This is a genomic window from Hymenobacter terrigena, from assembly GCF_054776515.1.
Map to the genome: position 1 here is coordinate 1,214,609 of NZ_BAAHBU010000001.1, position 14,072 is coordinate 1,228,680.

Sequence of the window (14,072 nt, forward strand, 5' to 3'; positions counted from 1 at the left end):
CATCGACTGGGCGCGCAGTGCGTAATTTTGGGGCTTGCTTTTCCTCTACGATATCGCCCTGGGCCTGTATGGCCTGCTGCTGCGGCTGTTAGCGCCGTTTGTGCCCAAGGCCGCCGCTTGGGTGGCGGGCCGGCGCGGGCTGTTGGCCCACATCCGCCAGACCATTGGAGCCGATGCGGCTCCGCGCGTATGGTTCCACTGCGCCTCGCTGGGCGAATTTGAGCAGGGCCGCCCGCTGATTGATGCCTACCGGCAGGCACACCCCGGCACCAAGGTGGTGCTCACGTTTTTCTCGCCCTCAGGCTACGAAATCCGCAAAAACTGGCCGGGAGCCGATTATATCTTCTACTTGCCGCTGGATACCCGCGCCAACGCGCGGGCTTTTCTGGATGCCGTGCAGCCCCGGCTGGTGGTATTTGTGAAGTACGAGTTCTGGTATCATTTTCTGGATGAAGCGTTTAAGCGACGCATCCCGGCCATTGTGGTGTCGGCTATCTTCCGGCCCGAACAGGTATTTTTCAAGCCCTGGGGTGGCTTTTTTCGAAAAATCCTGACGCGCTTCGCGCACATTTTCACGCAGAATAGCGCCTCGGCTCAGTTACTGCGTAGTATAGGAATTGACAAGGTGAGCGTGGCCGGCGACACCCGCTTCGATACCGTGGTGGCTACTGCGCTGGCCCCGGCCCGCTCGTTGCCCCTGGTCGATGCCTTCGTGGCCGACGGCGCGCCCGTGCTGGTAGTGGGCAGCAGCTGGGCCGAAGACCTGCCCGTGCTGCGCCCGCTGCTGGAGCGCTACGGCGCCGAGCTGCGCGTGCTCATCGCCCCGCACGAAGTGACGGAAACCAACCTGCGCCTGGTCGAAACCACGCTGCCGGGACCGGTGCAACGCTATTCGCTGGCTGATGCAGCTACCGTGGCTCAGGCCCGTGTGCTGCTGTTTGATAACGTGGGACTGCTGAGCCAGCTCTACCGCTTCGGGGAGTATGCCTACGTGGGCGGCGCGTTCGGAAAGGGCCTGCACAACACATTGGAAGCCGCTGCTTTCGGCCTGCCGTTGTTTTTCGGACCTACTTATGGTAAATTTCAGGAAGCAGTGGAATTGGTGGAGCTGAAAGCTGCCTTCCCGGTGCGGAATGGAGCCGAACTGCTCGCCGCCTTCGCCTTCCTGTGGAACGACGACGCGGCCCGCCTGCGCCTCCAGGACACGATTCTCGACTACGTGCACGACCAGGCCGGAGCCACGCGCACCATCATGGCCGCCCTGCGCAGCCTCACCCCTGCCACCCGATGAAAACCGCTGACTCTTACCTTCCCGAGGGCCCCACCGGCCTGCTGCACGGCATCGTGGTGAAATCCACGGGCTCCTGGTACATTGTGCGCGGCCTCGAAACCGGGCAGCTGTACCGCTGCCGCCTGCGCGGCAAATTCAAAATAAAAGGACTGAAAGCCAGCAACCCGCTGGCCGTGGGCGACGTGGTTGATTTCAGCATCGAAGCCCAGACTGAGGGAGCGGGCGTTATCTCGCACATCGCTAAGCGCCGTAACTACATCGTGCGCAAATCGGTGCACAAAACCGGCCACGTCCACATCGTGGCAGCGAATATTGACCAGGCGCTGCTGGTGGTCACGCTGGTGTCGCCGGCCACTTCGTTTGGGTTTATCGACCGGTTTCTGGTCACGGCCGAGGCCTACCACATTCCCGTCACGCTGCTGTTCAATAAAACCGATTTGTACGACGAGGACGGCTTCGAATACCAAGCCCAAATCGCGGGCATGTACGCCAGCCTGGGCTACCCCAGCCGCACCTGCGCCGCCACTACCGGCGAGGGCGTGGCCGAAATCGACCAGTTGCTGGATGGGAAAGTGAGCCTGCTCGCCGGCCACTCCGGCGTGGGCAAAAGCACGCTTATCAATGCCTTGGTGCCCGACCTCGACCTGAAAACCGCCGAAATCAGCGAATTTTCCGACAAAGGCGTGCACACCACCACCTTCGCCGAAATGCTGGAAGTGCGACCCGGCACCTTTATCATCGACACGCCCGGCATCAAAGAATTGGGCTTGGTAGATTTGCCACCGGCCGAACTGGCCGGCTACTTCCCCGAATTCCGCGCCCTGCTGGGGCAGTGCCGTTACCACAACTGCCAGCACACCCACGAGCCCGGTTGCGCCGTGCGCGAAGCCGTGGACCAGGGCCGCATCGCCCTCCCCCGCTACGACAGCTACCTCAGCATGCTGGCCGGGGAGGACAACCGGCATTAAGCATTAATTAGAATTGCGTAAACAAGGAAAGGCGGCCACTCCCAGAGGAATGGCCGCCTTTCTCTTGTCAGCAAGTCTAATTACTTTGCCGTGGGCAGCACCACGCCGTCAATTACGTGGGTTACGCCGTTGCTCGAAATCACGTCGGCTATTTGCACGGTGGCGGGAGCATCCTTGCCGTTGCCAACCATAATCTGACCGTTTTTGACCGAGATGTGCAGCTTTTCGCCGTTCACGGTGGTCAGTTCCTGGCCGTCTTTCAGGTCGGCGGCCACTAGGCGGCCGGGGATGACGTGATAGGTGAGCACGCCTTTCAGCTTCTCTTTGCTGGCGGGGTCCATCAGGCCGGCTACGGCACCTTTGGGCAGCTTATCGAAGGCCGCGTTGGTGGGTGCAAACACGGTGAAAGGCCCCGCACCGCTCAGAGTTTCAGTCAGGCCGGCCTGCTTCACGGCGGCCACGAGGGTGCTCACGCTCTTGGCACCGGAAGCATTGGCGACAATGTTTTTATCGGCCGTCATGGCCACACCGTCCACCATCACGCCCTCGGGCTTGGCCATGCGGGCCGAGTCGCCGGCGACGGCAGCGATAGAATCGGCCGGGTTTACGGTGTTAACGGTTTCGGTTTCGGTGGTAGCGGGCTTGTCGTTGCCGCAGCCAGCCAGCATGAGGGAGGTAGCAAGGGCAACTAACAGGGGAGCAAAAGATTTTTTCATGAAACGGATGAATGTGAAAGAAGAAAAAGAGGTAAGCAAAAAACAATTAACGGCGTAAAGGTCCTTACGGCTGTGAGCTTACGAAGTAACAGCTTACCCCGGATGTTTCGTAAGCCCGTCAAATTATTACCTTCGCCGGCCGAACGCAGTAGCTACTGCCGGGAAATTTGTTTAATCCGCTAAAAATCCGCGATTCATGAAAACTGCCGAAATCCACACCAAAAAAGGTGTCATGAAAGTTGAGTTTTACGAGCAGGACGCTCCGAACACTGTTAAAAACTTCACCGACCTCGCCAAAAAAGGCTATTACGATGGCCTGAAATTCCACCGCGTCATCCCGAATTTTGTGATTCAGGGCGGCTGCCCCAACACCCGCGAAGGCGCGAAGGGCCAGCCCGGCACCGGCGGCCCCGGCTACAAAATCGACTGCGAAACCAGCGGCGGCCACCAGTACCACGAACGCGGCGCGCTGAGCATGGCCCACGCCGGTAAAAACACGGGCGGTTCGCAGTTTTTTATCGTGCACGACCGCCAGAACACTGCCCACCTCGACCGCGTGCACACCGTATTCGGCAAAGTGGTAGATGGTGTGGACGTTATCGACAAGATTCAGCCCAACGACGAAATTGAGAAAATTGTGGTGACGGAAGAGGCGTAAGCTTAATATCCGCCGTCCTGAACGCAGCGAAGGACCTCAGCCCGCCCGAACAGACTGTTCGGGCGGGCTGAGGTCCTTCGCTGCGTTCAGGATGACGGGCTTTATTTCTTCTCTTCCGGCGTCGGGTTCTCAATTTCCTGCACCAGCTGCCCGTACCAGCCCTCGCCGTACTTGCGAATCAGCGGCTCTTTCAGAAACTGGTACACTTTCACGCCCAGCTTGCCGCCGAAGTCACAGGCCGGGTTGCAGATGTTCCACCGGTCGTAATTCAGCGCGTCGAAGCCTTCGTACTTCGTGATGCGAATCGGGTACAGGTGGCAGCTGATGGGCTTTTTAAACGTGGTGGCGCCCGCCAGGTAGGCCTGTTCGATGCCGCATTTCAGGATGCCGCGCTCATCCCAGAGCGCGTAGGCGCACTCCTTGTCGTCAATCGTTGTTGTGCTGAAGTCGCCCTCCCAGTCCTTAATGTAGAGGCCCTGGGCTTCGATAGCAGCTTGGCCGGCTTCGGTGAGAAAGGGCTTGATGTTGGCGTATTCCTGCTCCAGAATCTTCAGCTCGGGCTCTTCGAGTGGCGCGCCGAGGTCGCCCTCCACGCAGCAGGCTCCTTTGCAGGCATCGAGGTTGCAGACGAAAAAATTGTCGGCGATGTCATCGGAAATGACCGTTTCCTGGATAATAATCATTGTAGGTAGGGTGCGGGGTCCAACCCGGCAGGGCTTGCCCCCGCCCGTCGTTGAACGACATGTAAGAGTGGCGTATGCGACGGGTGGGGCAAGCCCTGCCGGGTTGGACCCCGCACCCTACGATTAACCGGTACAAAGATAAGCCTTGATAAGGGGCGACAGGCTTTGCACCGGGGCTCCGTACCTTTGTAAACCCGCCCAAAAGGCGGCTTATTTCGCACATGGCACTAGATTATCTTTCCCTCCTGAATCCGTCGCAAGGCGCCGCGGTGATGCAAACCGAAGGTCCCTGCATGATTATCGCCGGCGCCGGCTCGGGCAAAACCCGGGTGCTCACCTACCGCATCGCCAACCTGCTCGAAAAAGGCGTCGACCCGTTCAATATACTCGCCCTCACCTTCACCAACAAGGCTGCCAAAGAAATGCGCGCCCGCGTGGAAAAGGTGGTCGGCCCCGCCGCCCGCAACCTGTGGATGGGCACGTTTCACTCGGTTTTCGCCAAAATTCTGCGCTCCGAAGCCGATAAAATCGGCTTCCCCCGCAGCTTCACCATCTACGACACGCAGGACTCAAAAACCCTGATTGGCCAGATTGTGAAGGAACTGGAGCTCGATGACAAGATGTATAAGCCCAGCCTGGTACTGGGCCGCATCTCAGCCGCGAAGAACAAGCTGATTTCGCACAACCAGTACCTGAACGATGCCGCCATCAAAGCCGATGATGAGGCAGCGCTACGGCCCAAAATCGGTGTCATTTACCAGCAGTACTTCCAGCGCTGCCTCAAGGCCGGCGCAATGGATTTTGATGACCTGCTGTTTAACACCAACGTCCTGTTCCGCGACCACGCCGATGTTCTGAACAAATACCAGAACATGTTCAAGTACGTGATGGTGGACGAGTATCAGGACACCAACTATTCGCAGTACCTAATTACGCGCAAACTCGCGGCCAAAGAGCGGAATATCTGCGTGGTGGGCGACGATGCGCAAAGTATTTACGCCTTCCGTGGTGCCGATATCTCCAATATTCTGAATTTCGAAAAGGATTATCCGGAATTACAGGTATTTAAACTGGAACAGAATTACCGCTCCACAAAAAATATCGTATGGGCGGCTAATTCCGTAATTAAAAACAACCAGGCGCAATTGCGCAAGGACGTATTTTCGGAGAACGAGGAAGGCACGCTGATTGAAGTAATAAAAGCCGCTTCGGATAACGAGGAAGGCAAACTGGTGGCCAATTCCATCTTCGAGGACAAGATGAACGGGCATCTGTCGTACGACAATTTTGCCATCCTCTACCGCACCAACGCGCAAAGCCGCGCGATGGAAGAATCGTTGCGGAAATTAAATATCAAATATAAAATCGTTGGCGGCCTGTCGTTTTATCAGCGCAAGGAAATCAAGGATTTGGTGGCCTATCTGCGCCTCACGGTCAACCAAAACGACGAGCAGGCCATTCGCCGGGTAATTAATTATCCGAAGCGCGGAATTGGCGATACCACCATCAGCAAACTCATTACGACGGCCGACGAAGCCAACCACACGCTCTGGGAAGTGGTGGCCAACGCCGACCAGTTCATGCCGGCGCGGGTATCGAATCCGGTGGTGGGCTTCGCCGAAAAAATCAAGAGCTACATTGTGATTGCCGAGAAGGAGGACGCTTTTGAAGCGGCCAAATTCATCGCCAAAAACTCCGGGATGCTGGAAGAGCTTTATGCCGATAAAAGCATCGAAGGCCTTTCGCGCTACGAAAACATTCAGGAGCTACTGAACGGCATCAAGGAATACGTGGACGACCCCGAGCGCGAAGACAAGAGCCTCGGCGCATTCCTCCAGGATATTGCCCTCGTGACGGATTCGGACCTGAAAGACGCGGCTCAGGAAGGTGAAGCCGTAACGCTGATGACCATTCACTCGGCGAAAGGCTTGGAATTCCGCAACGTGTACATCGTGGGCATGGAGGAAAACCTCTTCCCGAGCCAGATGATGATTACCTCGCGGGCCGATTTGGAGGAGGAGCGCCGCCTGTTCTACGTGGCCATCACGCGGGCCGAGAAGAAGCTGACGCTGAGCTACGCCACCTCGCGCTACCAGTGGGGCAACCTGCGCAGCTGCGAGAAAAGCCGCTTTCTGGACGAGATTGACCCGCAGTACGTCAACTTTAAGTTTGCGGCCGGGCCGGGCCCGGGCGAAGGCTCCCCGTTTCAGCACGTATTTGAGCGGCGCTCAAACCTTATTCCAACGCCGCCGCGCAAGGTGCAGGCCACCAAATACGTAGCCCCGGCCGACTTTGCCCCGTCCGATACTTCCAAGCTGCAAACCGGCCAGCGCGTGGAGCACGCCAAGTTCGGTTTCGGCACGGTGAGCGCGCTCGAAACTCAGCAGGGCACCACCAAAGCCACCATTCAGTTTGAGGAAGTGGGGGAAAAAGTGCTGCTGCTGAGCTTCGCGAAGCTACGGGTGCATTAACAAACGCTGCATATAACTACCCCTGGCCCGTCGTGCTTTTCTGCACCACGCGACGGCCCCAACGCCGTATCTTTGGCCTGAGCCCTGCCCCCGGCGGCCTCCCTCCTGCTTTTTATGACCGATATTAATTCCCTGCCCTTCCACCTGCAGTTGCTGGTGCGCGAATACGGGCACAGCACTTACCAGCTCATCCAGGGCCTCAAAGACATTGAGGATGTGGCCGAGCGCACCAAGCGCGCCACTGCCATTGTGCAGCTCATGCTGCGCCTGCAGCCGGCCCTGCGCGACCTGCCCGAAATCCAGACCCGCCTCTGGAACCACCTGCACGCCATGGCCGGCGAAGATGTGGCCCTGGAAGCACCCGTGGCCCTGCGCAGCCTCACGGTGCGCACCGAGAAACCCGGCCGCGTGCCCTACCCGCGCACGGCGCCCAAGCTGCGCGCTTACGGCGCGGCCATCGAAGCCCTGATTGCGAAGGCCCTCACCCTGGAAGATGCCGCCGAGCGTGAGCAGGCCACCATCCAGATTGGGCGGACGATGAAGTTCCTCTACCGCCAGCACAACAAGGAAAACGCCAAGGACGTGACCATTCTGCGGCATTTAAGCGAGCTGTCGGGCGGCCAGCTCAAGCTCGATGCGGCCGTGGTGGACAGCGAAGGCCTGTTTGAAATGCCGGCGGCTCCGGCGGGCACCAAACCGTTCATCGTGCCCCAACCCCAACAGCGCGACGGCCAGAACCGCGACCGGCGCGAAGGCCGCGACCGCGACAACCGGGGCAATGGCTTCGGCAATAAAAACGGCAAGAAGCGCAAGAAAGGTCGTAGCCAGGAACCGCAGCAGCCTCCCCAATAATTTTGTTTTTTACTGTCATCCAAACACATGGCTGCATTTGAAGTACGCGGCGGCAAACCACTGCGCGGCGAAATCACGCCCCAGGGCGCCAAAAACGAAGCCCTCCAGATTCTCTGCGCGGTATTGCTCACGGCGGAACCCGTCACCATCAGCAATATTCCCGACATCCGCGACGTCAACAAGCTCATCGAGCTGTTGCGCGACATGGGGGTGAAAGTGGGCAAACTAGCCAGCGACACGTACATTTTTCAGGCCGAGGACGTCAACCTCGACTACATGGATACGCCCGAGTTTGTGGCCCAGGCCGGTGCGCTGCGCGGCTCAGTGATGATTCTCGGCCCCATGCTGGGGCGTTACGGCCGCTGCCAGCTGCCCAAGCCGGGCGGCGACAAAATCGGCCGCCGGCCGATGGATACGCACTTCCTGGGCCTCGAAAAGCTGGGCGGTAAGCTCACGCTGGAAGGCACCGATTTTTACCGCATCAAGGTCGACGGCAAGCTGACGGGCACCCACATGCTGCTCGACGAAGCCTCGGTAACCGGCACCGCCAACATCCTGATGGCCGCCGTGCTCGCTGAAGGCACCACCACTATTTACAACGCCGCCTGCGAGCCTTACTTGCAGCAGCTGTGCCGCATGCTGGTGCGCATGGGCGCTAATATCCAGGGCATTGGCTCTAACCTGCTCACCATTGTGGGTGTTGAGAAGTTGGGTGGTACCGACCACCGCATGCTGCCGGACATGATTGAAATTGGCTCCTTCATTGGCCTCGCGGCCATGACGGGCTCCGAAATCACCATCAAAGACTGCCAGATTCCTGAGCTCGGCCTCATCCCCGACACCTTCCGCAAGCTGGGCATTCAGCTGGAATTCCGGGGCGATGATATCTTCATTCCGGCCCAGGAGCACTACGAAATTGCCACTTACCTTGATGGTTCCATCCTGACGGTGAGCGACCACACCTGGCCGGGCTTCACCCCCGATTTGCTCAGCATTGTGCTGGTGGTGGCCTGCCAGGCCAAGGGCACGGTCCTCATTCATCAGAAAATGTTTGAGTCGCGCCTGTTCTTCGTCGACAAGCTCATCGACATGGGCGCACAGGTCATTCTCTGCGACCCGCACCGCGCCACCGTCATCGGCCTCGACCAGCGCACGCGCCTGCGCGGCATCACCATGACCTCGCCCGACATCCGCGCCGGCGTCGCCCTGCTCATCGCGGCGCTGTCGGCCGAAGGCAAAAGCACCATCGAAAACGTGGAGCAGATTGACCGCGGCTACCAGAACATCGACCTGCGCCTTCAGGCGCTGGGGGCTGATATTCGGCGATTGTAGAACTATTGCGCATAGTATAAACGGCCCTCTGAATCATCAGAACGCAGTTTTTTTAACAGCCCGCCCCTCACCGGTCGGGCTGTTTTTTTGCCCGACCGGGTTACCCAAATGCGGAAATTGGATAAAGCTCCAGCTGCGCCGCTGAGTCCTTTTCCATTCAGCTTTCCCATTCCATTTCCGATGAAATCCCTGATAATTCCCGTCCTGCTCGGACTGGGCCTGGCCGGGTGCAGCCAATCCAAATCCGACGAAATCACTGCTCCCGCCACCCAAACGGCCACCGCAAACACGCAGGCGCTTGCCTCGCCCACTGCCTCGCAGCCCACGACAGCAGCGATACCTGACGAGCAAGCGGTAACGCCCGAGACAGTTGCAACACCCAAGGTCCAGCCGGGTCACTCCGTTGCCTATCAGGCCGAATTGAACATGGCTGTGGACGACTTTGATAAAGCCACCGACCGCATCAATGCGCTGCTGGAGCAGCATAGTGCATACCTCGGCACAGCCCATGAAACCCGCGCCGATGGCCAACGCCGCCAGGAAATGACGGTTAAAGTGCCGCCGGTTCATTTTGTGGCGCTGGTTTCTGCGCTGGGTAAATTGGGCCACATCGAAAACAAAGACATTTCCTCTGCCGATATCACGGCCGACGTTTTAGCTACGGCCGCCCACCTCAACGAACAACAGGCTTCCGAAGCCCAGCTGCGTCAGCGGCTGGCCAGCGCCACCTCTGCCGACGAGCGCGCCCGCCTGGAAGGCGAAATCCGGCGGCAAAGTGCAGATGCCGGCACTACTGAGGCACAGTTGCAACAGTTCGGTGCCCGCGCCGACTGGGCTACCCTGACGCTACGCTATTTCCAGGTATTGCCCACCCCCATACCCCAGACTCCCATGCACGATTTCTCGCCGCAGTTTCTCACGGCCTTCTACCGGGGTTGGTCGGTGGTCCTGGAGCTTATTGTGGCCCTCACCAACATCTGGCCTTTACTGCTGCTGCTGGCTGCGGGTGGATGGAGCCTGAACAGGTGGCACCAGCGGCAGGCAGCAGTTCACACAAAATAGGCATGCAATAAAAAAGGCTTCCCGCACATACGGGAAGCCTTTTTTGGGTATTGGTCGCGAGACCTAATCCATCACCAAATCCACCACGGCATTCACCACCGACAGCGCCAGGCTGAACAACAGCGTGTTGAAAAAGCCGTGCACGTCGAAGCTGCTCATCAGAAAGTCCGCCAGCTTCACGATGATGACGTTGATAACCAGCAGAAACAGGCCCAGCGTGAGCACCGTGATAGGAAAGCCCAGAATTTGCAGAATGGGTTTCACAATGGCATTCAGAATGCCCAGCACGATGACCAGGATGGCCGCGCTGCCCACCCCGCCCAGCACCACGCCCGGCAGCACCAGGCTGAGGCCATACACAAGCACGGCGGTGAGAATGAATTTGAGAATGAATCCTAACATGGCAAAAGGGTTAAGGTGAAAGAAGCCTACTCGGCATGCATGCCTTTGGCCGACAGCCGCCCTTGCGATACGGCCATCCAGTTGCAAAGTTGGTAGAGCAGGCGCGCGCCCACGATGGCGTTCCACTCCGTGTCGCCGGGTGCTACTTCGTTCAGGTCGCAGCCGATGATTTGGATGCCTTCGCGCACAATGGCGCGCAGCAGATAAGTGGCTTCCTCAAACTCCAGGCCCCCGGGTACGGGCGTGCCGGTGCCGGGGCACAGCTTGGGGTCGAGGCCGTCGATATCGAAGCTGATGTAAACCTTTTTGGGCAGCTGCGCGATGATTTTGCCACACACTTTCTTCCACGACTTCTTGGCAAACTTCTCGTCGCTCAAAAACCGCTGGCTGAACAGCGCCACCCGGCCATTGGACTGGTCAATAACGTCGGCCTCCTGCTGGCAAAAGTCCCGGATGCCCACCTGCACCAGCTTTTTCACCTGCGGCAATTCCAAGGCGTTGTGCATGATGCTGGCGTGCGAATACTTGAAGCCTTCGTAGGCCGGGCGCAGGTCGCAGTGCGCGTCGAACTGGAGGATGGCGAATTCTTCGTGGCGCTCGGCCAGCGCGTGCAGGTAGCCCAGCGGCGTGCTATGGTCGCCGCCCAGTACCACCACGCCTTTACCGGCGTCGAGTAAGGCACCGGTTTTATCTTTCAGCCACTGGAGCATCTTGTCGCCTTCGGCCGTGGCCTGGGCAGGCACGGTTTCGTGCTTTTTACGGTCGGCTTCGGGTTGGCCTTCCTCCAGCCAGCCGATGTAATCGGCGGCCAGGGGGCGCAGCTTGCGACTGGCTTCGGCAATGGTTTCGTCCTCTTCCTCCATAGCCAGTCCGAGTTTCCACGCGTTGGGCACGTCAGAATCGTACAGGTCTACTTGCAGCGAGGCCTCGCGGATGGCAGCCGGGCCATCGGCCGTGCCGGCGCGGTAGCTCACGGTCACTTCCCATGGCACGGGCACTACCACCACCTGCGCCTCCTCGGGCGTGAAGGGCAGGCCAAAGAGGCCGCTGTCCGCATCACCGGGCGCATTGGGGTCGAAAGAAGCTATTTTCTGGGCTAATGCGTCTGCTTTAGGCATTATATTATGTTATGCGTAGGTAAAGAGTAAAATTGAAGGCAAAAAGAACGTCATGCCACACCGGCCGCTGCAGCTCTCAGCACGGCCAGCCCAGTTCAGCGAACGGGCTCGCAGGAGAGTTGCAACGGCCGGCGCGGCATGACGGGCCGGAATGCGGTTAAGCATTCCTAAAACAGCTATTAGGCCGACATCTGGCTGCCCAGGAAGTCGTAGCTGCGAATAATTTCCAAAATCTTTCCGAACGTCACCCGGTCAAAAAACAGCATCAACGGCAGCTCCACCGTATTGTCGCGGTCCGAGAACTGCGTGATAACCGAGAAAATGAGCGGTTGCAGCTGCTGCGTCGGCAACAGACTTTGCAGGTTCTCCGCAATATCACCTTTGGGCGCCACAGGCGGCGCACCGTAGATGTTGGCCTTCAGGATGTTGGCTAACTGCGTGACTAAAGCGCCGGTAATGATATTGCTGATTTCAAGCAGCAGGGACTCCTGCAACTCGTTCAGCTCCAGCGTTTCGGGGGTTTGCATGCGCAGGCACACCCGCGAAAGGCGCTGGACGTGCTGCCCTGAGAAGAACATGAGCGTCGTACCATTGAAATCACCCCGGATATCGGACTGAATGGGCACGTGACGGGTCTGATAATCGCGCACGCGGTGCAAAATATCGTCGCTCATCAGCAGGTCGATATTGGGCACCTCGAGTAGCACCCGTTCCTGGGCGATAACGGCGAACGAATCGGCAGCGCGAGCTAGGCCGATGTTAAGAATCTCGCGGATTATATCACGCTCTAACTCAGTCATCGATAAATCCATAACGTCAAAGATAGGGGAAAGTGCAGCGGCGAGGACTGGGGTGAAAGAAGGAAAATTAAGGACGTTTGGTCAGAAACAGGCGCGTCAGGGCCGGTACATCGAGCACCAGGCACACTTGCCCGCTACCAAGCAGGGTAACTCCACCAAACAGGTCGATGGTATCAAGGGGCTTACTAAGGGGCTTGATGACAATATTTTGCTGCCGGATAAACCGGTCAACCAACAAGCCCAGTCGGCGGTTATTATAATTCACGACCAGAACCTGCTGGGCACCGGTTATGTCAGCTTTATCAGCGAATGGCAGCAATTCGTCGCCTTCGTCGTGCAACAGTGTTCGCAACGGTATCAGCGGCACGGCCTGGCCCTGCACGTGGGTTACCAGCACGCCGCCCACCACCGAAATTAGCCCGGGTTGCAGCGCCAACACCGTATCGGTGTGCATCAATGGAATGGCGTAAGGACGGTCATCAACTTCAATCAGCAGCGCGCCCTTCACGGCAATGGACGTGGGCAGCACCAGCGTAAACGTAGTGCCCACGCCCAACTGCGATTCTACCCGCAATTGCCCTCCCAACGAGTCAAGCGCCAGTTTCACCACATCGAGGCCCACGCCGCGACCCGATATATCCGTAACCTTGCTGGCCATCGAAAAGCCGGGCTCAAACAGGAATGCCCACACGGCCTGCTCATCGAGGGTGGCAGCTACGCTGGCCGTTGTCAGGCCGCGCTCCACGGCTTTGCGGCGCACGGCTTCAGTATCGATGCCCCGACCGTCATCGCGCACCTGAATAAGCACGTCGTCGCGCTCAGTCAGAGCCGAAAGGGTGAGGTGGCCAACGGCTGATTTGCCAGCCGCCGCCCGCTGGGCAGTGGTTTCGAGGCCGTGGCTAACGGCGTTGCGCACTAGATGCAGCAGCGCATCCGTAATGATTTGCAGGATGTTGCGGTCAATCTGTACATCCTGCCCGCTGAGCGTGAGCTCAACTTCTTTGTTTTCGGTGGTGGCCACGTCGCGCACCACGCGAGGAAACTTGTTTAGCAGTACGCCTACGCCCACGAGGCGGGCATCCATCACGCTGTACTGCAAATCGTCGGAAATGCGGAACAGATGCTGGGCAGTAGCTAAAAGCGCGGGATTGCCTATTTCCTGCGCCAGGGTCATAATCCGGTCACGGTCGATAACCAACTCCCCGACCAGATTCAGCAGATTATCAAGCTTTTTAACCTGTATATACACCAGGTCCGAAAGCTCCATCTTTTTGCCCGACTCTTCTTCCGATTCAACCTCTTCGGCATCGTCCAGAATCGGTTCTTCGCCCCGCACCAGACGGTCAAGGTTGTCGAGCAACGCTTTTGCATCCGGCAGCGGCTGGCTGGCTCCTACGGCCCGAATCATATTGCCCAATGCATCAACACCGGCAAAAACCACCTTGATAAGCGAACCGCTGAAGGTGCGCTCTTGGTCCCGAATCAGCCCAAACAGGGTTTCGAGATGGTGCGCCACGTCACCCAAATCGGCAAAACCCATGGCGCGGGCATTGGCCTTGAGGTTGTGCATGAGCCGGAATAGCTCATTCAGGGCCGGGCCGGCATCGGGGTTGCGCTCAAGCTCGCTCAAATGGCGGCTCATGGAGTCGTAATACTCCAGCGCTTCGGCCATGAAAAGCTCCCGGTATTCCTGGTCGCGCGTTTTCATTAGGCCTTGTA

The 14,072-nt window shown here is 58.5% G+C and carries 13 protein-coding genes; 7 read left to right on the forward strand and 6 right to left on the reverse strand.

Annotated elements, in window-relative coordinates; translation table 11 throughout:
* Positions 1-34: 34 nt before the first annotated feature.
* Together ACYU7Q_RS04960 and rsgA are read left to right on the forward strand one after the other, a co-directional pair.
* The gene (locus tag ACYU7Q_RS04960; RefSeq protein ID WP_460608323.1) at positions 35-1,291 is read left to right on the forward strand and encodes a 3-deoxy-D-manno-octulosonic acid transferase; all 1,257 of its coding nucleotides are present in this window, start codon (positions 35-37) and stop codon (positions 1,289-1,291) included.
* Positions 1,288-2,259, forward strand: a complete 972-nt coding sequence (rsgA, locus tag ACYU7Q_RS04965; protein ID WP_460608324.1) for a ribosome small subunit-dependent GTPase A — start codon at positions 1,288-1,290, stop codon at positions 2,257-2,259. Before ACYU7Q_RS04960 ends, rsgA begins: the two co-directional genes overlap by 4 nt.
* 80 nt (positions 2,260-2,339) lie before the next feature.
* On the opposite strand, the gene ACYU7Q_RS04970 is transcribed toward rsgA, so the two are convergent.
* Positions 2,340-2,975, reverse strand: coding sequence for a fasciclin domain-containing protein (locus tag ACYU7Q_RS04970; protein WP_460608325.1), 636 nt, complete (start codon positions 2,973-2,975; stop codon positions 2,340-2,342).
* Positions 2,976-3,171: 196 nt separating this feature from the next.
* Here ACYU7Q_RS04970 and ACYU7Q_RS04975 point away from each other — a divergent pair, with 196 nt between their 5' ends.
* Positions 3,172-3,633, forward strand: a complete 462-nt coding sequence (locus ACYU7Q_RS04975; RefSeq protein ID WP_460608326.1) for a peptidylprolyl isomerase — start codon at positions 3,172-3,174, stop codon at positions 3,631-3,633.
* 101 nt (positions 3,634-3,734) lie between these two features.
* Here the strand turns inward: ACYU7Q_RS04975 and ACYU7Q_RS04980 are convergent, their stop codons facing one another.
* A complete protein-coding gene (locus ACYU7Q_RS04980; protein ID WP_460608327.1) occupies positions 3,735-4,316 on the reverse strand; it encodes a DUF3109 family protein in 582 nt (193 codons plus the stop codon).
* Between the two features lie 221 nt (positions 4,317-4,537).
* Here ACYU7Q_RS04980 and ACYU7Q_RS04985 point away from each other — a divergent pair, with 221 nt between their 5' ends.
* From ACYU7Q_RS04985 to ACYU7Q_RS05000, 4 genes are all read left to right on the forward strand, one after another.
* Positions 4,538-6,787: an ATP-dependent helicase gene (locus ACYU7Q_RS04985; protein ID WP_460608328.1), complete on the forward strand. Its 2,250-nt coding sequence runs from the start codon at positions 4,538-4,540 to the stop codon at positions 6,785-6,787.
* A gap of 114 nt (positions 6,788-6,901) precedes the next feature.
* Positions 6,902-7,639 (forward strand): DUF4290 domain-containing protein, encoded by a 738-nt coding sequence (locus ACYU7Q_RS04990; protein ID WP_460608329.1) that lies wholly within the window; start codon positions 6,902-6,904, stop codon positions 7,637-7,639.
* Between the two features lie 27 nt (positions 7,640-7,666).
* Positions 7,667-8,971 carry a UDP-N-acetylglucosamine 1-carboxyvinyltransferase gene (gene murA / locus ACYU7Q_RS04995; protein ID WP_460608330.1) on the forward strand — a complete coding sequence of 435 codons (1,305 nt, stop codon included), beginning with the start codon at positions 7,667-7,669 and terminating at the stop codon, positions 8,969-8,971.
* 180 nt (positions 8,972-9,151) lie between these two features.
* Positions 9,152-10,033 (forward strand): DUF4349 domain-containing protein, encoded by an 882-nt coding sequence (locus ACYU7Q_RS05000; protein ID WP_460608331.1) that lies wholly within the window; start codon positions 9,152-9,154, stop codon positions 10,031-10,033.
* Between the two features lie 63 nt (positions 10,034-10,096).
* Here the strand turns inward: ACYU7Q_RS05000 and ACYU7Q_RS05005 are convergent, their stop codons facing one another.
* From ACYU7Q_RS05005 to ACYU7Q_RS05020, 4 genes are all read right to left on the reverse strand, one after another.
* On the reverse strand, positions 10,097-10,435 hold the full coding sequence (locus ACYU7Q_RS05005; protein ID WP_460608332.1) for a phage holin family protein: 339 nt from the start codon (positions 10,433-10,435) through the stop codon (positions 10,097-10,099).
* Positions 10,436-10,461: 26 nt separating this feature from the next.
* Complete coding sequence (locus tag ACYU7Q_RS05010) at positions 10,462-11,553, reverse strand: agmatinase family protein (RefSeq protein WP_460608333.1); 1,092 nt, start codon at positions 11,551-11,553, stop codon at positions 10,462-10,464.
* A gap of 179 nt (positions 11,554-11,732) precedes the next feature.
* Entirely contained in the window at positions 11,733-12,365 is a 633-nt protein-coding gene (locus ACYU7Q_RS05015) for a chemotaxis protein CheC (RefSeq protein WP_460608334.1), read from the reverse strand.
* A gap of 55 nt (positions 12,366-12,420) precedes the next feature.
* Positions 12,421-14,061: a chemotaxis protein CheA gene (locus ACYU7Q_RS05020; protein WP_460608335.1), complete on the reverse strand. Its 1,641-nt coding sequence runs from the start codon at positions 14,059-14,061 to the stop codon at positions 12,421-12,423.
* Positions 14,062-14,072: the final 11 nt, after the last annotated feature.

Coding starts and splice junctions, on each gene's coding strand:
- rsgA (WP_460608324.1), top strand. CDS start 1,288: ATGAAAACCGCTGACTCTTACCTTCCCGAGGGCCCCACCGGCCTGCTG.
- ACYU7Q_RS04970 (WP_460608325.1), bottom strand. CDS start 2,975: ATGAAAAAATCTTTTGCTCCCCTGTTAGTTGCCCTTGCTACCTCCCTC.
- ACYU7Q_RS04975 (WP_460608326.1), top strand. CDS start 3,172: ATGAAAACTGCCGAAATCCACACCAAAAAAGGTGTCATGAAAGTTGAG.
- ACYU7Q_RS04980 (WP_460608327.1), bottom strand. CDS start 4,316: ATGATTATTATCCAGGAAACGGTCATTTCCGATGACATCGCCGACAAT.
- ACYU7Q_RS04985 (WP_460608328.1), top strand. CDS start 4,538: ATGGCACTAGATTATCTTTCCCTCCTGAATCCGTCGCAAGGCGCCGCG.
- ACYU7Q_RS04990 (WP_460608329.1), top strand. CDS start 6,902: ATGACCGATATTAATTCCCTGCCCTTCCACCTGCAGTTGCTGGTGCGC.
- murA (WP_460608330.1), top strand. CDS start 7,667: ATGGCTGCATTTGAAGTACGCGGCGGCAAACCACTGCGCGGCGAAATC.
- ACYU7Q_RS05000 (WP_460608331.1), top strand. CDS start 9,152: ATGAAATCCCTGATAATTCCCGTCCTGCTCGGACTGGGCCTGGCCGGG.
- ACYU7Q_RS05005 (WP_460608332.1), bottom strand. CDS start 10,435: ATGTTAGGATTCATTCTCAAATTCATTCTCACCGCCGTGCTTGTGTAT.
- ACYU7Q_RS05010 (WP_460608333.1), bottom strand. CDS start 11,553: ATGCCTAAAGCAGACGCATTAGCCCAGAAAATAGCTTCTTTCGACCCC.
- ACYU7Q_RS05015 (WP_460608334.1), bottom strand. CDS start 12,365: ATGGATTTATCGATGACTGAGTTAGAGCGTGATATAATCCGCGAGATT.
- ACYU7Q_RS05020 (WP_460608335.1), bottom strand. CDS start 14,061: ATGAAAACGCGCGACCAGGAATACCGGGAGCTTTTCATGGCCGAAGCG.